Annotated in this window: 23 protein-coding genes; 5 read left to right on the top strand and 18 right to left on the bottom strand. The window is 37.3% G+C overall.

The features are described 5' to 3' along the window. Nucleotides 1-52: 52 nt before the first annotated feature. From pnpS to citZ, 6 genes are all read right to left on the bottom strand, one after another. On the bottom strand, nucleotides 53-1,501 hold the full coding sequence (gene pnpS, locus ABC371_RS12550) for a two-component system histidine kinase PnpS (RefSeq protein WP_412897101.1): 1,449 nt from the start codon (nucleotides 1,499-1,501) through the stop codon (nucleotides 53-55). Further along, on the bottom strand, nucleotides 1,494-2,210 hold the full coding sequence (locus ABC371_RS12545; protein WP_412897100.1) for a response regulator transcription factor: 717 nt from the start codon (nucleotides 2,208-2,210) through the stop codon (nucleotides 1,494-1,496). The genes pnpS and ABC371_RS12545 overlap by 8 nt, the downstream gene beginning before the upstream one ends. A 116-nt stretch (nucleotides 2,211-2,326) precedes the next feature. Beyond that, nucleotides 2,327-2,803 carry a MaoC/PaaZ C-terminal domain-containing protein gene (locus ABC371_RS12540; RefSeq protein WP_412897099.1) on the bottom strand — a complete coding sequence of 159 codons (477 nt, stop codon included), beginning with the start codon at nucleotides 2,801-2,803 and terminating at the stop codon, nucleotides 2,327-2,329. A gap of 92 nt (nucleotides 2,804-2,895) precedes the next feature. Beyond that, nucleotides 2,896-3,837 (bottom strand): malate dehydrogenase, encoded by a 942-nt coding sequence (mdh, locus tag ABC371_RS12535; RefSeq protein ID WP_412897098.1) that lies wholly within the window; start codon nucleotides 3,835-3,837, stop codon nucleotides 2,896-2,898. Between the two features lie 83 nt (nucleotides 3,838-3,920). Further along, the gene (gene icd, locus ABC371_RS12530; protein WP_412899342.1) at nucleotides 3,921-5,195 is read right to left on the bottom strand and encodes an NADP-dependent isocitrate dehydrogenase; all 1,275 of its coding nucleotides are present in this window, start codon (nucleotides 5,193-5,195) and stop codon (nucleotides 3,921-3,923) included. A gap of 82 nt (nucleotides 5,196-5,277) precedes the next feature. Then, nucleotides 5,278-6,396 carry a citrate synthase gene (gene citZ / locus ABC371_RS12525; RefSeq protein ID WP_412899341.1) on the bottom strand — a complete coding sequence of 373 codons (1,119 nt, stop codon included), beginning with the start codon at nucleotides 6,394-6,396 and terminating at the stop codon, nucleotides 5,278-5,280. Between the two features lie 541 nt (nucleotides 6,397-6,937). On the opposite strand from citZ, the gene ytvI reads away from it, so the two are divergent. After that, nucleotides 6,938-8,053, top strand: coding sequence for a sporulation integral membrane protein YtvI (ytvI, locus tag ABC371_RS12520; protein WP_412897097.1), 1,116 nt, complete (start codon nucleotides 6,938-6,940; stop codon nucleotides 8,051-8,053). Between the two features lie 33 nt (nucleotides 8,054-8,086). On the opposite strand, the gene ABC371_RS12515 is transcribed toward ytvI, so the two are convergent. The 8 genes from ABC371_RS12515 to dnaE all read right to left on the bottom strand — a co-directional run bounded on the left by ABC371_RS12515 (nucleotide 8,087) and on the right by dnaE (nucleotide 19,146). Then, entirely contained in the window at nucleotides 8,087-8,479 is a 393-nt protein-coding gene (locus tag ABC371_RS12515; protein ID WP_412897096.1) for an FxsA family protein, read from the bottom strand. Nucleotides 8,480-8,588: 109 nt separating this feature from the next. Next, on the bottom strand, nucleotides 8,589-10,349 hold the full coding sequence (gene pyk, locus ABC371_RS12510) for a pyruvate kinase (protein ID WP_412897095.1): 1,761 nt from the start codon (nucleotides 10,347-10,349) through the stop codon (nucleotides 8,589-8,591). 78 nt (nucleotides 10,350-10,427) lie between these two features. Continuing rightward, complete coding sequence (gene pfkA, locus ABC371_RS12505) at nucleotides 10,428-11,387, bottom strand: 6-phosphofructokinase (protein WP_412897094.1); 960 nt, start codon at nucleotides 11,385-11,387, stop codon at nucleotides 10,428-10,430. A gap of 284 nt (nucleotides 11,388-11,671) precedes the next feature. Then, nucleotides 11,672-12,652: an acetyl-CoA carboxylase carboxyl transferase subunit alpha gene (gene accA / locus ABC371_RS12500; RefSeq protein WP_412897093.1), complete on the bottom strand. Its 981-nt coding sequence runs from the start codon at nucleotides 12,650-12,652 to the stop codon at nucleotides 11,672-11,674. Further along, entirely contained in the window at nucleotides 12,646-13,509 is an 864-nt protein-coding gene (gene accD, locus ABC371_RS12495; RefSeq protein ID WP_412897092.1) for an acetyl-CoA carboxylase, carboxyltransferase subunit beta, read from the bottom strand. The genes accA and accD overlap by 7 nt, the downstream gene beginning before the upstream one ends. Before the next feature lie 207 nt (nucleotides 13,510-13,716). After that, nucleotides 13,717-14,325: a FadR/GntR family transcriptional regulator gene (locus ABC371_RS12490; RefSeq protein ID WP_412897091.1), complete on the bottom strand. Its 609-nt coding sequence runs from the start codon at nucleotides 14,323-14,325 to the stop codon at nucleotides 13,717-13,719. An 18-nt stretch (nucleotides 14,326-14,343) separates the two neighbouring features. Beyond that, nucleotides 14,344-15,573: an NADP-dependent malic enzyme gene (gene ystJ, locus ABC371_RS12485; RefSeq protein WP_412897090.1), complete on the bottom strand. Its 1,230-nt coding sequence runs from the start codon at nucleotides 15,571-15,573 to the stop codon at nucleotides 14,344-14,346. A 210-nt stretch (nucleotides 15,574-15,783) separates the two neighbouring features. Beyond that, complete coding sequence (dnaE, locus tag ABC371_RS12480) at nucleotides 15,784-19,146, bottom strand: DNA polymerase III subunit alpha (RefSeq protein ID WP_412897089.1); 3,363 nt, start codon at nucleotides 19,144-19,146, stop codon at nucleotides 15,784-15,786. Between the two features lie 157 nt (nucleotides 19,147-19,303). Between dnaE and ytrH the strand changes: the two genes are divergently transcribed. The 3 genes from ytrH (at nucleotide 19,304) to ABC371_RS12465 (ending at nucleotide 20,484) form a co-directional block, all read left to right on the top strand. After that, the gene (gene ytrH / locus ABC371_RS12475) at nucleotides 19,304-19,642 is read left to right on the top strand and encodes a sporulation membrane protein YtrH (protein WP_116351746.1); all 339 of its coding nucleotides are present in this window, start codon (nucleotides 19,304-19,306) and stop codon (nucleotides 19,640-19,642) included. Further along, nucleotides 19,615-20,145 carry a sporulation membrane protein YtrI gene (ytrI, locus tag ABC371_RS12470; protein ID WP_412897088.1) on the top strand — a complete coding sequence of 177 codons (531 nt, stop codon included), beginning with the start codon at nucleotides 19,615-19,617 and terminating at the stop codon, nucleotides 20,143-20,145. The genes ytrH and ytrI overlap by 28 nt, the downstream gene beginning before the upstream one ends. Nucleotides 20,146-20,295: 150 nt before the next feature. Then, nucleotides 20,296-20,484 carry a YtzJ family protein gene (locus ABC371_RS12465; RefSeq protein WP_136378098.1) on the top strand — a complete coding sequence of 63 codons (189 nt, stop codon included), beginning with the start codon at nucleotides 20,296-20,298 and terminating at the stop codon, nucleotides 20,482-20,484. A 28-nt stretch (nucleotides 20,485-20,512) separates the two neighbouring features. Here ABC371_RS12465 and ABC371_RS12460 read toward each other — a convergent pair whose 3' ends face one another. Further along, entirely contained in the window at nucleotides 20,513-21,454 is a 942-nt protein-coding gene (locus ABC371_RS12460) for a DHH family phosphoesterase (RefSeq protein WP_412897087.1), read from the bottom strand. Between the two features lie 130 nt (nucleotides 21,455-21,584). On the opposite strand from ABC371_RS12460, the gene ABC371_RS12455 reads away from it, so the two are divergent. Beyond that, entirely contained in the window at nucleotides 21,585-21,881 is a 297-nt protein-coding gene (locus ABC371_RS12455; protein ID WP_412897086.1) for a YtpI family protein, read from the top strand. A gap of 266 nt (nucleotides 21,882-22,147) precedes the next feature. On the opposite strand, the gene ABC371_RS12450 is transcribed toward ABC371_RS12455, so the two are convergent. The 3 genes from ABC371_RS12450 to ABC371_RS12440 form a co-directional block, all read right to left on the bottom strand. Continuing rightward, complete coding sequence (locus tag ABC371_RS12450; RefSeq protein WP_412897085.1) at nucleotides 22,148-23,458, bottom strand: DRTGG domain-containing protein; 1,311 nt, start codon at nucleotides 23,456-23,458, stop codon at nucleotides 22,148-22,150. A gap of 223 nt (nucleotides 23,459-23,681) precedes the next feature. Then, nucleotides 23,682-23,924, bottom strand: a complete 243-nt coding sequence (locus tag ABC371_RS12445) for a hypothetical protein (RefSeq protein WP_412897084.1) — start codon at nucleotides 23,922-23,924, stop codon at nucleotides 23,682-23,684. Between the two features lie 83 nt (nucleotides 23,925-24,007). Next, entirely contained in the window at nucleotides 24,008-24,691 is a 684-nt protein-coding gene (locus ABC371_RS12440) for a metal-dependent hydrolase (RefSeq protein ID WP_412897083.1), read from the bottom strand. Nucleotides 24,692-24,802 lie beyond the last annotated feature (111 nt).

Below are 24,802 nucleotides of genomic sequence, written 5' to 3'. Positions count from 1 at the left end.
ATAAGGTTTGGATATTAAGGGAATATGTTTCTATTGTAAACATTTTGTAAAATTATTCTATTTTACTAGATGTTATTTCTTTTTTTAAACGTATCGTAACTGTAGTTCCTTCCCCCACCTTACTCGTGACTTGTACAGCCCCTCCATGTGCCTCAATAATATGCTTTACAATTGCAAGACCCAATCCGGTGCCTCCAGAGTTCCTGCTTCTCGCTTTATCCACACGATAAAATCTTTCAAAAATTCGGGAAAGCTCTTTTTCTTCAATTCCGATACCCGTGTCGATAATTTGAATTTCAACATAGTCAGAAAGATTTGTTGCTTTTACTGCAACCTTCGCTTTATTTGGAGAATATGACAAACTATTATTAATGACATTGATAAACACTTGTTTTAATCTGTCCATATCTCCTTCAATTACTGTTGTTAGGTCATCTACTGTAAGCTCTAATTGAATTTCTTTTTCTTCAGCCTTTGATCTAAGCATCCGTAAACTATTTTCTAAAAGTTCCCTCACATTTACACGTGATAGGTTAAGGGAAAAACCTTTATTCTCTATCTTTGATAAATCCAATAAATCTTGAATGAGGACTTGAAGACGATGACTTTCATGTAGGATAATTGTTAAAAATTCATCAAGGACTTCCCTATCATTCATTGCTCCATCTAATAAAGTCTCTGCGAATCCTTTAATGGAAGTAATCGGTGTACGAAGCTCATGGGAAACATTTGCAACAAAGTCCTTCCGCATCTGTTCAAGTCTTTTCAAATCTGAAATATCGTGAAAGACAAGAACAACACCCTTCCATTCCACATTTGCTCCTAAAATTGGCGTAGCGTACACCTCAAAATCCTTTTGTTCAGTTCCAATCGTCAAATGGATTTGTCTTCGTAACTTTCGCTCTGTCATAAAAATTTCTTCTACCAAAGTTACAATTTCTTTATGAGTAAATGCTTCATAATAAAGCTGACCCATTAAATCGTCTTGGTCAATCTTGAATATCTCGTTGATCGTTCGATTGAAAATACTAATATATCCTTTGCTATCGATAAATAATAGACCGCTCCCCATATTTTCAATCAACGTATGTAATCGGTCATGCTGCATTTCATAGGATTTCGTCATTTCTTCAATATTTCTTGCAACAATATTGATAGATTGTCCAAGTAATCCAGCAGCACTAATATGATCTTCATAGGTTCTTGCTCGATAATCTCCCTTTGCAAGCTCTTTAACCGCTTTTGTTGCAGCATCAATTGGCTTTGTATAGGTGGTGGTGATTCTAACAATAAGCGAAAGAATAATAACCAATGCGATTCCTAAGCAAATAATTAGAGCAATCCAGACCTGCTGGACTGTTTTTTCTACGGAAGTTCCATGTTCCGCACTATTTGTAATCAGACTACTTATGAATTGGCCCAACATAAAACCCATACAAAGAAAAACAATAATAATTAAAAAGATAATCGCAAATAGAAGCCTCGAGTGAAATTTATTCATAGAGTTTTGGCTCCTCAAGCTTATAGCCTAATCCCCTTACTGTTTTAATCATACTTGGTTTTTTCGAATCTTTTTCGATTTTTTCACGCAAATGACTGATGTGAACATCCACAATTCTTGTATCACCAGCAAAATCATAATTCCAAACAGCACTTAAAAGTTGATCTCGAGTTAGAACTCTACCTTTGTTCTTTGCTAAATAAGCAAGAAGTTCAAATTCTTTTGGTGTAAGGTCAAGTGCTTCCTCATTATAATAAGCCTCAAAATTTTCCGGCAAAATCCGTAAAAGCCCAATCACAATTTGTGGAGAAACTGTAGTGTCTTCTGAGTTGACTTCGTTTATACTTGTTCTTCTCAGTATTGCTTTCACTCGGGCGACTACTTCTCTTGGACTAAATGGTTTTGTCATATAGTCATCGGCCCCAAGCTCCAAACCTAAAACTTTATCAAATTCATCATCCTTTGCGGTTAACATTAGGATTGGAATATCAACCTTGTTTTGGCGAAGTTGTTTGCACACTTCAATACCATCCAATTTTGGCAGCATTAAGTCAAGGACAATTAAACTAGGTCTTTCTGCCAAGGCCTTCTCCAAGCCTTCCTCGCCATCCATAGCTGTAATGACCTCGTAGCCGGCCTGTTGTAGGTTGTACTGAAGTAATGTAATAATCGAACGTTCATCCTCAACAACCAATACTTTTTTCTTCATTGTCTTCCTCCATCAAAAAAGATAAACCCCATCATTATTTTTTATCTATATAAAATCATTATAGATTAACATTTCTTGACTTGCCATGAAAAAACAAAAAAGAGAGACATAGCTCTCTAAAAGTTCTCCAATATTTTCCCCTCCATCGGGGTAATTCGGTGTGGAGGACAGACGAGTAGTCTGCCCTCGATTGCCTTAGACTCATCTTCATCCAATGCGGTAACCGAAATTTCAACAGTATGGTCATGAAAATTTATCTTCGTAACCTCAAAGAGAAATTGAACTGTGTCGTAGTGGTACAAAGGCTGCAAAAATTCAATTTCCTGTTTAAGAATATGACTACCTGGTCCAGGTAAATATTTTGATACAGCCGCAGATATAATACCAGTTAGCATAACTGTGGGAACGATCGGTTTCTTAAAGGGAGTTTGAGATGCATAATCATGTTGAATATAAAGAGGATTTGCATCATTCGTCAATCCTAAGTATAATAGTAAGTCTTTATCTTCTATTTTCTCCGTTAATGTTAATTTTTCACCAACGTTCATTTCTTCAATCATTCTACCTAGTTTTCGCTTTTTTCCTAATAACATGAAAAGAAAAGCACCTCCATTAAAATGAAAACGATTACGATGTTATGTATAAAAAATTCGGGGCGAACCCCGAATTCTCTTTTTGTTAATGATTAGGCTAGGATATTCATGACGTTTTTTACGGAATCCGCAGATTTTGCAAGTTCTGCTTTTTCCTTCTCTGTTAGTTCAAGTTCAATGATTTTTTCAATGCCATTAGCACCTAGAATTGTTGGAACTCCAAGGTAAATCCCGGTAAAGCCATATTCACCTTCGAGATATGCAATTGCAGGTAGGACACGACGCTGGTCTTTTAAAATTGCTTCAACCATTTCCACTAAGGAAGCTGCTGGTGCATAATATGCACTTCCATTTCCTAATAGGTTGACAATTTCACCGCCACCTTTACGTGTACGTTCAACGATAGCGTCTAAACGATCTTTTGGAATTAAAGTTTCGAGTGGAATACCTCCTGCATAGGAGTAACGAACAAGCGGCACCATGTCATCACCATGACCACCTAGGACAAATCCAGTAATGTCTTTTACTGATAAATTTAGTTCCTGGGCAATAAATGTACGGAATCTAGCGGTATCGAGTACGCCTGATTGGCCAATAACACGATTTTTCGGGAAACCAGATTCCTTGAACACTGTATATGTCATAGCGTCAACCGGGTTTGTTAATACAATGATATAACTGTCTGGAGAATGTTTTACAATTTCCTGGGCAACACTTTTCATGATTTTTTGGTTTGTTTGAACAAGGTCATCACGACTCATACCAGGTTTACGAGCAATTCCGGCTGTAATTACTACTATATCAGAATCAGCTGTATCCTCATAATTTGCCGTTCCAGTAATGTTTGCATCAAACCCTTGAACAGGACTTGCTTCCAACATATCTAGAGCTTTCCCTTTAGTGGGGTTCTCCATTTGTGGAATATCAACTAAAACGACGTCTCCTAATTCCTTTTGAGCCAGTAGAAAAGCTGTTGTTGCACCAGTAAATCCACTACCTATTACAGAGATTTTTTTGCGTTTGAATTGACTCATTATATATCCTCCCTATTCATACGAAAGTAAGTAACTACCCTTAGATAAACTTCATTCTTCAGGGTAGTTACTTATATTTATGATTAGCCTAAGTTTTTGATTAGTTCATTAGCAAACTCTGAACATTTAACTTCTGTTGCGCCTTCCATCAGACGTGCAAAGTCATATGTTACCACTTTAGATTCAATTGTCTTTTCCATTGAATTCATGATTAGGCTTGCTGCTTCATTCCAACCTAGGTGTTCAAGCATTAATACACCAGATAGAAGAACAGAGGATGGGTTAACTTTGTCTAAGCCAGCATATTTAGGTGCAGTTCCGTGTGTAGCTTCGAAAATTGCATGACCAGTTTCATAGTTAATATTTGCTCCAGGTGCAATTCCAATTCCACCAACTTGTGCAGCTAATGCATCGGAAATGTAATCACCGTTTAAGTTCATGGTTGCAACAACATCAAATTCACGAGGACGAGTTAAGATCTGTTGTAAAAAGATATCCGCAATTGAATCTTTTACAATAATCTTACCTGCAGCTTCAGCGTCTGCTTGAGCTTTATTCGCAGCATCTTTACCTTCTTCTTCAACGATGCGGTCATATTGTGCCCAAGTAAATACTTTATCGCCAAATTCTTGTTCAGCAAGCTCGTAGCCCCAGTTTTTAAATGCTCCTTCAGTAAACTTCATGATGTTTCCTTTGTGAACAAGTGTTACTGACTTACGGCCTTGCTCGATCGCATAGTTGATCGCAGCACGTACAAGACGCTTTGTACCTTCCTCAGAAACTGGCTTGATTCCAATTCCAGAAGTTTCTGGGAAACGGATTTTATTAACACCTAGCTCATTTTGAAGGAAGTTAATAAGTTTTTGAACACCTTCAGAACCTTGTGCATATTCAATACCAGCATAAATATCTTCTGTGTTTTCACGGAAAATAACCATATCTGTATCTTCTGGACGCTTAACTGGTGAAGGTACACCTGTAAAATAACGAACAGGACGAAGACATGTGAATAAATCTAGTTCTTGACGTAATGCAACGTTTAATGAACGGATACCACCACCAACCGGTGTAGTAAGAGGTCCTTTAATAGCAATTATGTACTCACGAATAAGATCTAATGTTTCTTCTGGTAACCATTCGCCAGTTTGATTAAACGCTTTTTCCCCTGCTAATACTTCTTTCCAAACAATTGATTTTTCACCATTGTAGGCTTTTTCAACTGCTGCTTCTAATACACGTGACGCTGCTGCCCAAATATCAGGACCAGTTCCATCACCTTCAATAAAAGGAATAATTGGGTTGTTAGGTACGTTTAGTACACCATTTGATACTGTAATTTTTTCTCCTGCCACTAGTATTACCTCCTAAAATTCTAAGAAGCATCTCAGGAAGAATTTTCTCCTGAAATACTTCTCTTTTATTATATATTGTATAGATTTATTAACCTCTTTGGTCAATTGGAATGTATTTTTGCATTCCAGGACCCGTATATTCAGCACGTGGACGGATTAAACGGTTGTTCTCATATTGCTCTAGAATATGAGCTAACCACCCTGAAACACGGCTTACTGCAAAGATAGGAGTAAATAAATCATGATCAATACCTAAGCTATGGTATACAGATGCTGAGTAGAAGTCAACATTTGGTGGTAATGGTTTTTCACTTGTTACAATCTTCTCAATTTTCGTTGACATCTCATACCATTTTGGTTCTCCGGTGATGGTTGTTAACTTTTGAGACATTGCTTTCAAGTGCTTAGCACGTGGGTCACCTTTACGGTATACTCTATGCCCGAATCCCATTATCTTTTCTTTATTAGCTAATTTTGTTTTTATATAATGTTCAACGTTTTCAACTTCTCCGATTTCAGTAAGCATTTTCATAACTGCTTCATTTGCGCCACCGTGAAGTGGACCTTTTAACGCCCCGATTGCAGCAGTAACACCTGAATAAATATCGGAAAGAGTTGCAACGCAAACACGAGCCGTGAAAGTAGATGCATTAAGTTCATGGTCAGCATGTAAAACGAGTGCTTTATTAAATGCTTCTTCTGCAATCTCACTTGGCTCTTGGCCGCTTAGCATATACAAGAAGTTTCCTGCAAAGCTTAAATCTGTGCGTGGAGAAACTGGCTCTAATCCTTTTCGCACACGAGAAAAAGCGGTAACAATTGTAGGTAATTTTGCTTGCAGACGAATCGCCTTACGATAATTTGCTTCTGGATCCATTACATCTGCTTCTTCATCATAAAGTCCTAATAGTGAAACTGCTGAGCGAAGAGCTGCCATTGGATGAACTTTGTCGATTGGATATGTTTTGAAATGATTTAATACTTCTTGAGGTAAACTTGCATTATCAGCAAGCTGCAGCTTTAGTTCAGCTAACTCCTCTTTATTTGGAAGTTTGCGATGCCATAGTAGATAGACAACCTCTTCAAAACTAGCATTTTCAGCTAATTCATCAATATCGAATCCTGCATACGTTAATGTGTCATCAATAATTGAACTAACTGAAGAAGTAGTAGCTACAATTCCTTCAAGTCCCTTTGTTGCTGTCATAAGACCCTCTCCTTTTTTCATATTCCCCTACCCCCCTCAAGAGGTAAATTGAGCGCATGCTCAAAACCAAACATCACTTAGAGTAAGCGATAAATACTCTCATTTCGTGAAGTAAATGCTTTCATTTTAAAATAAAACATTCAATGTCACAAATATCGCAATAATATTGTGACAATTACGAGAATTAGCAAGTGCTATGTAGAAAAGTTGTAACTCTCGACTCTATTATAATAAAGAATCAGACTTTTGTGAATCAAAAGAGACGAATTTTCCTAATAAACTATTATCACGCAAAAATATTTTTCTCTTTTACTATTTAACAGAGTCGAATACCTAAATTAGCAATATATCTCCAGATATAGCTAATTTTATTTTTTGCAGTTTTTTCACGAAATTTTTTTCTCGCTCTTACGTATAATATCATATTTCCAATTTTTTCTCCATAATTGGAAACTTTATTATTCATTACTTCGTATTTACTTTTAAAGTTTTCTATGAGGTTGTAAAATAAGATGTAAGAATTACCTAGGGAGGAAAAAGTTTGAACATTCATTATGTGTACAGTTTTCTTCGATTTCTTTTGGTTATTGCCTTAGTAGTCATTGGCTGCATATTGTTTTATTTTCTATTTAAACTTACATATCCGTTTATTTTCGCATTATTAATTGCTTTTCTTATTAATCCTCTTGTCAATTTTTTAGAACGTAAAGGAAGGATGCCACGAGGTTTATCCGTATTTTTAGGGATCCTCGTTGTATTTGGTGTTGTCACAGGATTCCTAACGCTATTAATAGCTGAAATTATTTCAGGTGCAAACTATTTAGCCAAAGAAGTTCCACAACATTTTGAAAAGCTAGTGGTTTATTTTGAAGATTTAATAGTTGGTCAAATTATTCCTTTATATGAGAGAATAACAAGCATGTTCCATAATTTAGAGCAGGATCAACAGCAAACGATAATGGATAACGTAAGCAATGTAGGTACTACCATTGCAACAAATGTCGGGGAGTTTGTAAAAGCATTCTTAGAAAATATTCCTAAATTTCTTGGGTGGTTACCGAATGCAGCAACCGTTATTGTATTTTCATTACTAGCAACATTCTTCATAAGCAAGGATTGGAATAAATTCATCATAATGGGGCGAAAGTTCATCCCTGTTAAAGCTAGAACAAGTGGAAAATCAATTTTTGTAGAATTAAAGAAAGCATTATTTGGATTTATTAAAGCTCAAGTTACTTTGATTTCGATAACTGCGGGAATCGTATTGGTTGGATTATTGGTGTTACGGGTTGATTATGCAATTACCATTGCCTTGTTAATTGGACTTGTTGATCTTCTTCCATATTTAGGTACTGGACTTGTGTTTGTTCCGTGGATTATTTACTCTGCTTTTAGTGGGGAAGTCCCACTAGCAATCGGGTTAGGAATTTTATATATTGTTGTCATTGTCCAGCGTCAAGTAATGGAACCAAAGGTGATTTCATCAAGTATTGGACTAGATCCTTTGGCAACCTTGATATCGCTTTTCGTTGGGTTTCAATTATTTGGTTTCATCGGATTGATTATCGGACCTGTCATTCTAGTAATTATTAAGACCTTATATACAACAGGTGTATTTCAAGATGTTTGGCATTTTATCATCGGAAAAGAAGCTTAAAGAAAAAGCCGTGTAATGGCTTTTTCTTTTTCTTTACCAACGACGTATAACGGTAAAATGACCTCTATTTATTTTTCGATTGATCCAGTTCGCAATAATCGGCTTAATGAAATTACGGGTTACGGGAAGGAGCAGTAGTAAACCTGCCAAATCAGTAATGTAGCCGGGAGTTAAAAGCAAGACAGCACCAATTAAGATACATATTCCATCCATTATCGCTTCCCCTGGCACTTGCCCTAAGTCCATTTGTTGCCTTGCCCGTCTAATCGTTTCTAACCCTTGTTTTTTTGCAAGCCATGCACCAATTACTCCAGTAAGAATGATTAACAGTAAAGTAAATGGAATTCCAATCGTCTTACCTGAAAAAATAAGAACACTTATTTCAAGAGTTGGTACAATAATAATTAATGCTAGTAATATTCTCATATGAGATCCTCCTCGGGACATGAAGGCTTTTCCTCTATTATACGTTTTCTGTTCTTAAAAAAGTAGTCGTATAAAAAAAAGAGAAGGTTTCCCTTCTCTTACTTATAACTTATAAAACATTTGCATGTCCTTCATATATAACGCCACGAGCAGAATCAACAGTAATATCTTGTCCATCCTTTAATAGTGTTGTTGCCTTTTCAACACCAACAATAACCGGAATTCCGATGCTTAATCCTACTACAGCCGCATGGCTAGTTAGACCGCCTTCTTCTGTAATTAACGCTGAAGCTTGCTCCACGTATTTTACCATATCACGGTCAGTTGCAGGTGTGACAAGGATGGCTCCATCATACATCTTTGCTGCTGCTTCTTCACTATTATGAGCGACAACTACTTTTCCAAAAGCTGTTTTTCTACCGATTCCTTGTCCATTTGCAACGGTGTTGCCAACAACATGAATCTTCATGATGTTAGTTGTTCCACGCTCTCCAACTGGTACACCAGCTGTAATGACAACTAAATCACCAGGTTTGATGATTCCGGTTCCTAATGCAACATCAACGGAGTTATCGAGCATTTCATCAGTAGATTTTGCTACGTTTCCTGTTTGTGGATATACGCCCCAAACAAGAGAAAGCTTTCTTGTTGTTGATTCACTTGCCGTTACCGCAATAATTGGTGCCTTTGGACGGTATTTTGAAATCATTCTTGCTGTATGTCCACTTTCAGTAGGTGTAACAATCGCAGAAACATCAAGGTTAAGTGCAGTATGAGCTACCGACTGACCAATCGCATCTGTAATTGTAGTACCAGAGATTTTACTACGTTGAGACAAGATTTCACGATGTACTAAAGCACTTTCAGCACGGGAAGCAATATTATGCATTGTTTGAACAGCCTCAACCGGGTATGAACCAGCTGCAGTTTCACCTGAAAGCATGATTGCATCAGTACCATCGAAGATCGCATTCGCAACGTCACTAGCTTCTGCACGAGTTGGTCTAGGATTGCGTTGCATAGAGTCTAGCATTTGAGTTGCTGTAATGACTGGTTTACCAGCTGCATTACATTTCTTGATTAAATCCTTTTGAACGAGTGGTACTTCCTCAGCAGGAATTTCAACCCCTAGGTCTCCACGAGCTACCATGAGACCATCTGATACTTCAAGGATTTCGTCGATATTATCGACACCCTCTTGGTTTTCAATTTTAGGGATGATTTGAATGTTCTTTCCGTTATTTTCTTCCAATAATTCTCTAATTTCTAATACATCTGATGCACGACGAACGAAGGATGCTGCGATATAATCAACATCTTGTTGGACACCAAATACAATATCCTTTGCATCTTTTTCAGTAATACCTGGTAGGTTTACACTAACACCCGGTACGTTTACACCTTTTTTATTTTTTAATGTTCCACTATTTAATACTTTTGTTAGAATTTCACGTTGCTGATGATTAATTTCTACTACTTCTAGTCCGATTAATCCATCATCTAGTAAAATTCTGGACCCTGGATGAACATCTTCAATAAGTCCCGGATATGTAATTGAGAATTTTTCCGGTGTACCCACAACTTCTTCCATTGAAATAGTTATAGTTGACCCTTCAACTAATTCAATTGCACCATTTTCCATTGTATTTGTACGAATTTCTGGTCCTTTAGTATCTAATAATATTGCAATATTCTTGCCAGTTATTTTAGATGCTTCACGAATATTTTTAATACGTGCACCATGTTCCTCAAAGTCGCCATGTGAAAAGTTAAGTCTTGCTACATTCATCCCAGCTTTTGCTAAAGCAACAAGCTTTTCGATACTTTCACTTGCTGGTCCTATCGTACATACTATTTTTGTTTTTCTCATTACATTTTCCTCCTCTATAATCGCTTTTTTTCAAAGCGACTACCAAAACTTCCACAGTGAATTATACCGAAGTCTTTATTAAATTGATAGTTCTTGGGCTAGGTTATACATTTTTTCGTCAACTGTATGTTTACGATCTAAAATTTCCATTATATCATGGTCTACTAATTGGTTTTGCTGAATTCCGACCGCTCTTCCACCTTTTCCATCAAGCAAAAGTTCAACAGCTCTTGCTCCAAGACGGCTAGCTAAAACACGGTCTGTTGCGGTTGGTGAACCACCTCGTTGAATATGTCCAAGCACACTTACTCTTGTTTCAAAATTTGTTGCTTCTTGGATTTTCTTCCCGATTTCTACACCACTACCGACACCTTCAGCTACGACAATAATACTGTGCTTCTTTCCACGTTCATGACCACGGTTAAGCTTGGCAACAACTTCATTCATGTCATGTTCGGCTTCTGGAATTAAAATTGTTTCAGCTCCGCCAGCTAATCCTGCCCAAAGTGCAAGATCCCCAGCATGTCTACCCATTACTTCAATTACATATGTACGTTCATGAGAAGTTGCTGTATCCCTAATTTTATCAATTGCATCAATTACTGTATTTAGTGCTGTGTCAAAACCGATTGTAAAATCAGTACCAGGGATGTCATTGTCAATTGTACCTGGAACACCCACACATGGAAAACCAAGTTCCGTTAATTTTTGGGCACCACGGTATGAACCGTCACCGCCTATTACAACCAAGCCTTCAATCCCTAATTTGTTGAGTTGTTCAATACCTTGTTTACGACCTTCTTCTGTCTTGAATTCCAAACATCGTGCTGTATAAAGCATTGTACCACCACGATGAATGATATCACCGACATCGCCTATTTCTAATTTTTTAATCTGTCCACTTATAAGCCCTGCATATCCCTGATAAATTCCATATACTTCAACATCGTGATAGATTGCTTTACGAACAACAGCACGAATCGCAGCGTTCATACCAGGTGAATCCCCACCACTTGTTAAAACACCTATTCTTTTCATTTTTCCACCTCTATGTAAAAAATAATCGTGAACTAGTTTCGATTTGCTTTTACTATTCTTTCGCAATATGTATAAAATAACACTAATATATAAGTAAAACAAGTTATGAAAACGTATTAAATAAAGAAAAAAGTGTGAAAACGTGCTTAAAAGTCAAAAAATATTAGGAATTTTACGCGGGGGGAAATTCGTAAATTGTGCTTACAAAAAAATCATATCCATTTTTTGAAAATTAAACAAAGTAAAACGTGCTCTACACTTTGTGTTAGACGCACGTCAACTTTTTACTGAACTCCGATAAAGTCTTCTTCAGCTATTTTAAATTGGCCTATCTTTTTATATTTCTGATAGCGTTGCTGAATTAACTCATCATTGTTTAATTTGCGTAATTCTTTTAATGATTTTAAGAGAACTGCATCAATAGAAGCGGCTTGCTCTGCAACATCTTTATGAGCTCCACCTCTAATTTCAGGAATGATTTCATCTACAATTCCAAGTTCTTTTAAGTCTGGTGCAGTAATTTTCATAGACTCCGCGGCTTTTTTTGCAAGTCCAGCATCTTTCCATAGTAACGCAGCTGCACCTTCAGGAGAAATAACAGAATATGTTGAGTTTTCAAGCATATGAATGTGATTTCCAACACCTAAAGCAAGAGCTCCACCACTTCCGCCTTCTCCAATAACGATACAAATAACGGGAACAGTTAAGCTTGCCATTTCAAATAGGTTTTTTGCTATAGCCTCACTTTGTCCACGTTCTTCTGCCGCTTTACCAGGATATGCCCCCTTCGTATCAATGAAGCAAATAATTGGTCGTCGAAATTTCTCGGCCTGTTTCATTAAACGAAGTGCTTTCCGATATCCTTCAGGATGTGGCATACCAAAGTTTCTTTTAATATTTTCTTTCGTATCCTTACCACGTTGGTGACCAATGACGGTTACTGGTAAATCATGGTATTTGGCAATCCCAGCAACAATGGCAGCATCGTCGCCGTAAAAGCGATCACCGTGACACTCGAAAAAGTTTGTAAAAATACGCTCAATATAATCAAGGGTTGTAGGTCTCTCAGGATGACGAGCAATTTGGACACGATCCCACGGTTTTAAATGACTATAGATGTCCTTCTCAAGTTTTTGAAGTCTTGATTCAAGTTTTGAAATTTCATCTGAAAGATCAACATTCGAGTCACTTGTAAACTCTTTTAACTCAGCAATCTTCTTTTTCAATTCGACAACTGGTTTCTCAAATTCTAGTTCGCCTACCAATTTACCGCACCCCCATTCATATGAATGTCTACAATATTTGCCAGTGTATTTTTTAAATCATGACGGTGGATAACAGCATCCAATTGACCATGTTTTAATAAAAACTCAGCTGTTTGAAAATCTTCTGGAAGCTCTTCACGGATAGTTTGCTCAATAATCCTTCTTCCAGCGAAACCAATTAATGCACCAGGTTCTGCAAAGTTAAAATCTCCTAGGGAAGCAAAGCTTGCAGAGACACCACCTGTCGTTGGATGAGTCATAATCGAAACAATCAGTCCACCTTGATCACTAAAGAGCTTTAAAGCTGAACTCGTCTTCGCCATTTGCATCAAACTAAGTACGCCTTCTTGCATTCTTGCTCCACCTGAAGCTGTGAAAATCAGAAATGGAACTTTTTCCTCCATTGCCTTTTCAATTGCTCTTGTAATCTTTTCACCAACAACAGAACCCATACTTCCCATTCGGAAGTTCGAATCCATGATTGCTAGAATAACCCGATTACCATCAATTGTACCTTCACCAGTAACAACAGCTTCATTAATACCTGTTTTAACCTGGTCCTTCTTTAGCTTTTCTAAATAATCCGGGAATCCAAGCGGATTTTCAGACACCATATCATGATCGAACTCAACGAAAGAATCTTCATCAAGTAAGCTCTCGACTCTTTCATAGGCAGTCATTTGATAATGATAGCCACAGTTCATACAAACCTTATCGTTTTTCATTAATTCCTTTGTATACATGATTTTTTTACAGTTTGGACATTTGCTCATAATTCCTTCTGGAACATCTTGTCTTGCCTGCTCTGAAGGGATTGAAGCATATTTTTTCTTCTTTACAAAAAAGTCTTTTAACAAAATAAACCTCCTCACACATTTCAATGGAAATGGCTTTTTCGTTGAAATTTATCACTTTCATAATCATGATTTTAAGACAAATAGTTGAGTAACGAAAAAAAGGAAAATCTCTATCTTCCTTCGTTGCCAAAAAAGCATGTACTTATACTTTACTGAATGTCTTCTTTATTTTTTGTAGGAATATGTCATTAAGAACGCGACAAATTTCTACAAAGTGATTTTTTCGTAGGCAGATAAAGCTTTTTCCACATCTCTTTTACAAAGTGCGTCAATTAACTCATCAAAACCTTCTTTGTTTATTACATGTGTCTGTTCCTCATATATAAACTTCACATATTCATTAATCACGACCCAAATTCGGAGTAAAAGTCGATTACCTGTTGCTTCGGCAATTGTTTTAAATAGGTATTCCTCAGGATCGTCAGCCTCCCATATGCTCTTTTTTAATTCAGTAATCATTTGATCGTTTATTTGATGAAACGCTAATTCAATACAGGATTTTTCGAGAGTATGTTTTGTTTCGAGGAGATCGTCTTTTGTTTTATCTCCTTGGATAATAAAGGTACCTAGTAAATGAATCAACTGGTGATCCCCGAAATCCTTTAAAAAGGTACCTTCACCCCTTCTTGTCTCAATTAGACCTAATAACTCAAGCGACCTTAATGCTTCTCTTACAGAGGAACGCCCCACATTAAGACGGTCAGAAAGCTCTCGTTCAGAAGGGATTTTATCCCCAGTGGAAAGTCCATCATCTTGAATGATGGACCTAATTTGTTTCACAATTTCAATGTAAACCTTAGAATTATGGGTTGTCACTTTACCACACCCGATCAATTATTCAATAATGGCCATACGTCTTGTCTTCTCCGCAACTTCTTCTGGATTAACAGTAATTCTAGCTACCCCTGTTTCCATTGCTGCTTTTGCCACACCTGCTGCAACTGCAGGAGCAACACGTGGGTCAAATGGTGCTGGGATGACATACTCAGGTCGAAGTTCCTCGGAAGATATCAAGGATGCAATTGCTTCAACAGCCGCAATTTTCATTTGTTCATTTATATGAGTTGCTCTAGCATCTAAAGCCCCTCTAAAAATCCCTGGGAATGCAAGTACATTATTTACTTGGTTTGGAAAATCAGATCTTCCTGTTCCGACAACCTTAGCACCTGCTTCTAACGCTACATCGGGCATAATTTCAGGATTAGGATTAGCCATAGCAAATATAATGGCGTCCTGATTCATCGTTTTAACCATGTCTGCTGTGAGAGCACCTTCAACAGACACTCCTATAAAGACATCCGCATCTTGGAGGGCATCTGCAAGAGAGCCTTCGATTCGATTACGATTTGTATATTTTGCTACTTCTGCTTTTACATCATTCATACCAAATGTACGTCCCTCATAAATCGCGCCTCTTGAGTCACACATAATAATGTCACGAACGCCATAGCGGTATAAAAGCTTAATAATAGCAATACCTGCAGCACCTGCTCCGTTTGCAACCACTTTTATTTCTGACATTTTCTTACCAACAAGCTTCAACGCATTCACTAGTCCTGCTACTGTAACAATCGCAGTACCGTGTTGATCATCATGAAAAACTGGAATATTGGCTTCTTTTTTAAGACGCTCCTCAATGACAAAGCAATTTGGAGCAGCGATATCCTCTAAGTTGACTCCACCAAAAGTTGGCTCTAATAATTTTACAGTTTCCACAATCTTGTCAACATCTGTTGTATTCAAACAAATTGGGAATGCATCTACACCTGCAAAGCTCTTAAACAATACGGCCTTTCCTTCCATTACTGGAAGAGCGGCTTCTGGACCAATGTTTCCTAAACCAAGGACTGCTGTCCCATCAGAAACAACTGCTACCATATTCCCCTTCATTGTGTATTCATACACTTTGGACTTGTCATCGTAAATAACTTTACATGGTTCAGCTACACCAGGTGAGTATGCTAAACTTAAATCCTTTGCATTTCTTACTGGAATTTTTGATTTTGATTCAAGCTTTCCCTTATGGATTTGATGAATATGTAGAGCTTCTTCTCTTAGAGTCATTTCTTTTTTTTCACTCCTTGTTATAAAGAAAACTTGGTAACCTTACATTTTGGCACCAGTTAGAGTCATAAAAGCAATGGTTAAAACTTGTCCAACCTTTTCCATGAAAACTAGTAAAATAGAATTTCCTTTTACACGAATGAATAGTGGTATGACCACTTCGCTTTTCTATTACAATATAACATATATGCTATTCCTGTAAAGAGTTTGTTATTGGAACACCACATTTTTTGGACCCATTAATTTCTTAATTTCGGTTAATAATTTGGGATTAGGACTAATCCAAAGTTCTTGTTGAAGCTGAATTATTTTTTGAGATTCCTGGTAATATAACACAACTGGAATTTCTCCAGGATATTCTTTTAACAATTCTTTTAAATTGATAAAAGCTTGATCTTCTTGGTGCCTTTTTTCCATCCTTATAAACAGTTTCTTCTCTTCTTCTGATAAATCTACTTGATCAGGTAATTCCTGTAATTGATTTATAATCAGCTGTAATTGATTATTCCGATTTTCAATTTTGCCTTTTAGTAATAATAACGCCTCATTTTTTAATAGCTTTGCCGACTGAGTATACGTTCTTGGAAAGGCAACGCCTTCTAATTCACCTGTATCATCACTAATTGTCAAAAAGGCCATTACTTCACCTTTTTTTGTGCGTATGGTTCTCTCTTTTGTGATGAATCCACCTATCACAACATTTTGGTGTAGATAATGGGAAGCATCCGAAATTGCGATTGCTCCGTTTTTCTTTAAATAAGCCGAATAGGCTGAAATAGGATGACTGGATAAATAAAAACCAAGTGCTTCTTTTTCAAAGCGTAATTTTTCCATTTCCTTAAAAGGTTCAACCTCAACATATTTTGGTTTAAGTCCAAAATCATCTTCAAAGGACATCTCAAACTGATTTTCATCATCTTTGGGTCGAACGAGTTCTGCATGTTCGATTGCCACATCTAAAGTAGCTAACAGAGTTGCTCGATGTTCACCAAATTCATCAAAGGCGCCAGAACAAATTAACGATTCTATCGTACGTCGGTTAATGCTTCTCATCGAGGTTCTCACACAGAAATCAAACAGATCCGAAAATGGCTTAGCCTTCCGGGTTTCAATCATTTCTTTTAACGCGGCAACGCCTACGCTTTTGATTCCCGCTAAACTAAATCGAATCGCCTTCTTCTCAACAATAAATGGATAATAGCTTTTATTTATTGAAGGGGGCAAAATGGTAATCCCTTTTTGTTTTGATTCACGAATATATTGTCCTAACTTGTCATCGTTTCCGATGACACTCGTAAGTAATGCAGCCATAAAATAAAGCGGATAGTTTGCTTTTAAATAGGCAAGCTGATAAGCAATCATACTGTAGGCAACAGCATGGCTACGGTTAAAACCATAATTAGCAAATCTAACAATTAAATCGTAAATCTCATTTGCTGTTTTTTCCGTATAGCCTTTCTTCAAACTACCTTGAATAAAATGCTCCCGCTCCTTATCAAGAACCTCTTTCTTCTTTTTACTTACGGCTCTCCTTAAAAGGTCTGCCTCTCCTAGACTAAATCCAGCCATTTTTGAGGCAATTTGCATAATTTGTTCCTGATACACAATGACGCCATATGTCATTTGTAAAATCGGTTTTAAGTCGGAATGCGGGTATTCGACCGCTTCTTTCCCATGTTTACGTGCAATATACAATGGGATATTTTCCATTGGACCGGGTCTGTACAAAGCATTAACAGCCACGATGTCTTCTAGGGCACTCGGCTGTAGTCTTACTAAAACACTCCTCATCCCACTTGACTCTAGCTGGAAAACTCCCGTTGTATCTCCCTTACTTAACAAGGCAAATGTTTTTGGATCATCTAATGGAATTGTCGATAGGTCAATACTCTTTCCAGTTCCCCGCTTAATCATTGACCCGATATTATCGATTAGTGTCAAATTTCGAAGTCCAAGAAAATCCATTTTTAAAAGGCCTATTTCCTCGAGTATATCCATCGGGAATTGTGTCAAATAAACGTCATTATGTCCTTCTTGAATCGCAATTAAATCAGTTAATGGTTGTTCACTTATGACAACCCCTGCTGCATGGGTAGAAGTATGTCTTGGCAAACCTTCTATTTTTTTTGCTGTTTCAAAGATTTTGCGTCCGATTTCGATATTTTGAATATATTCCCGTAACCCTTGTGATTCTTCGTAGGCTTGTTGCAGAGTAATTCCAAGCTTACTAGGAACTTGTTTGGCAAGAAAATCTGCTTCCTTAGGAGAAATCCCCATCACTCTACCAACATCCCGAAGTGCAGCTCTTGCAGCTAAGGTTCCAAAAGTAATGATTTGTGCAACATGAAGGCTTCCGTATTTTTTAGATACATATTCAATCATTTCATCTCTTCGATTATCAGGAAAGTCAATATCAATATCTGGCATGGATATTCTTTCAGGGTTTAAGAATCGTTCAAATAATAACTGATGTTCCAGTGGATCTACATCCGTAATATAAAGAACATATGCGACTAATGAGCCGGCTGCTGAACCTCTTCCCGGTCCCGTCACAATACCATTTTCATGAGCATACTTCATAAAATCCCAAACAATTAAAAAATAATCACTGAAATTCATTTTTCTGATGACTTGAAGCTCATATTCGAGTCTTTCAAATTGTTCATCAGAAGGAGTTTGATACCTTTCTTTCAGTCCGTTAAGACAGATTCTCGATAAATAGTCCTCCGCCGATTCTTGAGTCGGAACCGGGTATTTAGGTAATGCAAACTTACCAAATTCCATTTCGACATGACACTGTCCAGCGATGAGTATTGTATTTTCAAGAACCTCTGGAGTGTCCGAAAAAAGCTCGTTCATTTGTGTTGGAGATTTTAAATAATATTCCTTGCTTGGTAGAACGGGTCGATCTTCATCTGAGAGCTTAGACCCATTTTTAATTGATAACAAGCATTCGTGAGCAAATGAATCTGCTTGCTCTATGTATTGAACGTTATTTGTAGCAACCAATGGTATTTTTAGTTCTTCACTTATTAGGTAAAGGTTTTTGTTCATTTCAACATTTACTCGCAAACCATGGTCCTGTACAGATAAATAAAAGCTATCTTGTTCAAAGATTTTTTTATAAGACATAGCCTGCTTGATGGCTTCCTCGTAATTTCCATTCTTTAGACTTTGCTCAATGTCCCCTTTAAGACCAGGTGAAATACCGATTAATCCCTCGCTATATTGGGATAACCATCTTCTAGGGATTCCTTCTTTTGATTTCGTCTGGATGGCACTGCTAATTTTTAATAGATTTTGATATCCTTTGTTGTTTTTCGCAAGTAATACTACAGGATAAGAAATATGCTCTTCCTCCGACAACACGGAGGCAGTCATTCCTATGATTGGCTTGATTCCACGCTTCCTGCATTCTTTATAAAAAGCTATTGCACCATACATTACATTTTCATCGGTTAACGCCAATGCTTTAAGCCCAAGGTTGCTCGCTTTTTCAACCAATACTTCTATTTTAGCAGCACTCGATAAAAGGCTGTAGGCGCTTTGAACCTGTAGATGAACAAAAGGCAATGAAATCCCACCTCTTTCATTAATCGTTCTATTGAATACTTCAATTATAGTCCTATTTATGAAACAAGCAAAACAAAACTCATAGTTTGTACGGTTTGTCCATATACATGTATTAAATCATTATAAAAATTATCAATTTCAAAAAGAGGGTGTCCAAATGGAAATAAAAGATGCTTTTATGCCTGCATTTATTCATAGCTTTTTTATTGCGCTCGGGGTTCTTTTAGGTGGATCGTTAATCGGCGGGCTCGGTGCCTTTATGTCAGGTCAAGCACCTTTATCTGAAATCTATTCGGTGGCGAGCAAGTTGAAAATTTGGGCACTTGTTGCTGCAATTGGTGGGACTTTCGATACCTTTTATAGCTTTGAAAAAGGAATTTTTCTTGGACAAACAAAAGATGTCTTTAAGCAATTTCTTCTAATTGTCTCAGCAATGGGAGGAGCTCAGTTCGGGTGGAGAATTATTGAATGGTTCACACAGGAGCATATCACCTAATGAGAGTCCCACCTTATCATCAAAAACCCGGTTGGCAACGTTTTTTCGCTGGTATTGTAATCGGCGCCTTATTAAGTTGGTTTGTCTTTTTGTTTCAGTTTGGAGTGTTGCAGGATAATCAGATTCGAAAGATTACACAGCAGGAGGACGAAATTAAAGACCTAAAAAAAAGTAAGGATATTCTTATTGAAGATATGCAAAAATTAAATGATGAAAACAAAAACAAACTTAAAATTCAGGACTTTAAGGTAGATTTTGCGAACAAAAAAAATTTTGACCTTAGTTCACTCAATCTTCATCACATGAAATCCGCTGTAATTGAAGACCTGAACTCTTTAATTGGACAGGATATTCAAACAGTCTCCCAAAATAAACAGCTACTTTTTAGGACCATTGAAAATAGTGTTTATGAACTGGACGATAAAAAATATAGACTCAAAATTCACACCGTCTTTTTTGATACAACACTCGAAATTACACTCAATATCGAACTAGTTAAATAATCGAAGCCTCCATATCAGGAGGCTTTTACTTGTTATAAAGTGAACATTTTGTTACAGATATATTTAAATTTTTTAAAAATTTAAAAAACATGTAGCATTTTTGAGTAAAAATGAAATAAAATGTAATTAAAACGTACGAGGAGGGAAAATATGTATATTAACCGAAGAAAACTCTTAAATGAAAAAATGACACATTTGAAAAATGGGTACTCCGCTTACGCAGAATCCCCAGATGTTATCAATGCGCTAAAGAAAGAAATACAAGCACTAAACCTTAATGTTCTAGAAGAAGTAACTGATTTAGGCTCTTGGTTCATCCCCGTGAAGGTAGATAACTAAAAAAAAGTCGCATGCAAATGGAGCGGCTTTATTTTTTTACTCTGCAAACCTCCTGCAAATCAGCAATGACCTGCTCTACCTCATCCCATGTATAGATGGTAGCTCCTGATGCAAGGGGATGCCCACCACCATTATATTTTTTGGCAACTTCGTTAATTACCGGTCCTTTAGAGCGTAAGCGGACACGAATTTGATCCTTTTCCTCTACGAAAAATACCCATGTCTTAAGATTTTCGATATTTCCTAAGTTACTTACAAGCTGTGATGCTTCTGAAGAAGTTACATTGAATTTTTTCAGAATATCATTTGGAATTGTCATCCAGCCCACTCCATCTTCAGTAACCTTAAAATTCTGATAAACATACCCACTTAGACGAGCCACATTTTCCTTTACTTTATACAAATTTTCGTAAACTAGCGGAAAATCAAAACCATATTCAATTAAATCTCCAGCATATGTAAATGTCTTTGGATTTGTGTTTGGAAATAAAAATCGACCGGTGTCTCCGACCATACCAGCAAATAGAAGTTTCGCAGCCTCCTGTGAGAGTGTAAAACCTTGATTTTTTCCTTGGAGGTAAAGCTCATAAATCATTTCACTACAGGAGCTTGCATTTGTATCAACCCATAAAAGGTCTCCATATGGGTCTTCATTTGGATGATGGTCAATTTTAATTAGTTTTTTGCCTTGATTATAGCGCTGATCCGAAATCCGCCCCTGATTTGCAGTATCACAAACAATCACTAATGCTTCTTCATACACTTCATCAGAAACCCTATCCATTTCCTTTAGAAAAAGTAAAGAAGGTTCATCCTCGCCAACAACAAATACATTTTTAGTTGGATAGGAAGTTGCCAAGATTTCTGCTAACCCACATTGAGACCCATATGCATCTGGATCCGACCTTACATGGCGATGAATGATAATTGTCTCAAATTCTTTTATTGTTTTTAGAATCTCTTGAATCATTTCAGTTCTCCTTATTGAATAGCCATTTTGTTCTCTTTTCTTCACGAAGTTTCCACATTCTATTCACTAGCAATTTAGATTTGTTCTAGTTACAATAGGAATAGCAATCTAGATTTGGAGGAAACCTTTTATGAAAATACTTGTTTTTTTCATCATATTTGCACTTGTATTTTATTTTTATTATAAAACAAAATACTTTCGCACAAGACGCCCAGTTGAAAAACAATGGCTCTCTGCGAAGTCTAGTATGGCACTCGGACTATTTGTTGGTCTATTCGGTTTAAATGCATTCTTTGTTCATCCATCTACGATCTCATATGTAATTGGAACGATCCTTATCATTGTTGGTGGGGGAAGTACATGGGCAGGATTCCGTGCCTATAAGCATTATCAACCATTAGTTATAAAAGAAGCAGAGCAACAGTAAGAAAGAAAAAGGACGCGTTAGCGTCTCTTTTTTTGCCATTTAAAGATAGAAAGAGTAAAATTTCGTACTAGTTTTCGTTGTCTAGCGAAAGCAGCCTAGCCCCTCGAGGTCACAAGTCAATCGCTTCTGAAGGCAAAAAACGCCTTCTGTCAGCGCTCGGCTTGTGCTTGTCGGACTTGCACAGGAAGTGCTGACGTCTACGTTTGCCACAGGACGTGGCAGTTATTAGTAGACGTTCAACCTCAAGGCGCTTGCGCTTTTCTTATTTATCTTTCAATTAATTGTGCCATCATCATTGCCTTTCCAACAACGACTCCACCATTGAAAACTTCAACATCAACTTTCCCGAATCGTCTTCCAACCTCTAAAACTCTAGGATGAATTTCCATCATACTATCAATTTGAACAGGCTTCATAAAATAAACCGTCATATTTTCAATAACAAGGTCACCTTTTTTAAAGGATTTAAGTACCCGATTGGCCGCCTCTGTGACAATTGTTGTAAACACACCGTAGGAAATGGTTCCCAAGTAATTTGTCATTTGTGGAGTTACTTCACATTGATAAATAGACTCTCCATCAGCAGAAATATCCATTAGTTGATTTGTGACAATATCATCGATTGTTTCTCCTACCTGTGGTTGACGCCCAATCATCTGAAGGGCTTTTAATACATCCTGGCGGCTAATGATACCTTGCAATCGATTTGACTGATCAACGACCGGTAGCATTTCAATTCCTTCCCAGACCATCATATGGGATACAGATGCAACAGATGTTTTTCCGTTCACCGTCATTGGGTTTTTTGTCATCACTTTTTCAATTGATGTATTAGGGTCCTGTCCCATGATGTCCTTTGCAGTCACCATACCAACTACCTTTGAGTGGCGATCAATCACAGGATAACGTCCGTGTCCTGTTTCCGTATTGTGTTCATACCATTTCTCCACTTTATCAGAAAGGTGAAGGCTTACCGTCTCGGTTTCTGGAGTTAATATATCCTCAACTAATACGATCTCCTTTTTAATGAGTTGATCATAAATTGCGCGATTAATCATTGTTGCAACCGTAAAAGTATCATAGCTGCTCGAGATAATAGGTAGTTGTAGCTCATCAGCAAGTTTTTTTACTTGTTCATCCGTGTCAAATCCACCTGTAATCAATACAGCAGCTCCTGCATTTAATGCATATTCATGTGCTTTTGTACGGTTACCAACAATCAACAGGTTTCCAGGTCCCGTATAACGCATCATTGCCTCAAGCTTCATCGCACCGATGACGAATTTATTTAGTGTTTTATGTAGGCCGGCTTTTCCCCCAAGCACTTGTCCATCGACAATGTTAACTACCTCTGCGAAGGTCAGTTTCTCAATATTTTCCTTCTTCTTTCGTTCAATTCGAATCGTTCCCACACGTTCAATTGTACTAACATATCCCTTATTTTCCGCCTCTTTGATTGCACGGTAGGCAGTACCCTCGCTCACCTTCATATCCTTGGCAATTTGTCGAACCGAAATTTTCTCACCAATCGGAAGTGTGTCAATATACTGTAATATTTGCTCATGCTTTGTCGCCAAGCTCTTCACCCTCTAATAATCATTCTTTTATCTATTTCCGTTATTTTCTTATCTTTATTATACGGGTGAAGTGGGGTTTATTCAATTTTATTAAGAAATCAAATACGCCTCGGCGTATTTGCGCCCGATTTTTTTCGAGCTTGCCTCGAAAAACTTCCTTTGAAAAATCGTGGCATCCGCCGGAGGCTAATTACTAACATCGAACAGCATAAGCTGATCGATATTAGTAATCCCTCATTTTTTGTCGACGTTTTGCTGACGCTCCTTTTGGGTTTGTCACTTTTTGAGAAATTTTAGGATTATACAATAAACCAATTAGATTGCCACTAACTACAATTAATGCAAAAACGAGCCACGAAATCGCAAAAATACCTTCTAGTCCTTCTGCTCCTATCGCTAATCGTGGAACCCCATAATAAAGTAAAACCCCACAAAGCAATAAACATAGCAATAATCTATTATGCATACCATTTCCTCCTTTACCCATGCTTGTATTATTCTATGAGGCAAGCCTAAAAAAAAGACGCGAAACCTCGCGTCAGTGTATGTTTATAATTCAATTGACTCCCCTGCAGATAAAACTTTTCCTTCAGAAGAGGTTAGTCTTGAGACAAAATCATCGGCATCCTGCTGAATAACTGGGAATGTATTATAGTGAATTGGAACGATTGTTTTTGCTTTTAACCATTCGGCTGCGATTAAAGCATCATCTGGTCCCATCGTAAAATTATCCCCAATAGGCAAGAACGCAACATCAATATCGTTAAGCTCACCGATTAACTTCATGTCATAAAATAAGGCAGTGTCCCCTGCATGATAGATGGTCTTTCCTTCAGCCGTAAATAAAATTCCACCTGGCATACCAGTATAAACAAACTCCTTCTTCTCAGGAATTTCTATACTTGAGCCGTGAAAAGCTAGAGTAAACTTCACCTTTCCAAAATCAAATTGGTGCGCACCGCCAATATGCATTGGATGTACCTTCAATCCCTGCCATCCTAAATAAACAGCAAGTTCATTTGGTGCAACCACCAAGCTTGAGTTACGCTTTGCAAGGTCTACAGTGTCGCCAACATGATCTCCATGCCCATGTGTGAGTAAAATGACATCGACTTTTTCATCAGCAGCACGTAAATCTGTATTCGGGTTACCAGTAATAAACGGGTCAATTATGATAGTCTTACCACCCGTTTCAATTTTCACGACAGAATGGCCATGATACGACACCTTCATATGGATCTCCCCTTCCAAAATTGTATGTAAAAACCATATTATATTACTTCTTTTTTCATGCGTACTTTCCCTCTTTTTTATACCCTTTTCCTAAGTAAATCAAACCCTGAA

The organism is Bacillus jepli (assembly GCF_047238305.1).
Lineage (GTDB): Bacteria > Bacillota > Bacilli > Bacillales > Bacillaceae_L > Ferdinandcohnia.
Note: the sequence above shows the minus strand (reverse complement) of the source record. Positions and strands in the feature narration are given on the sequence as shown.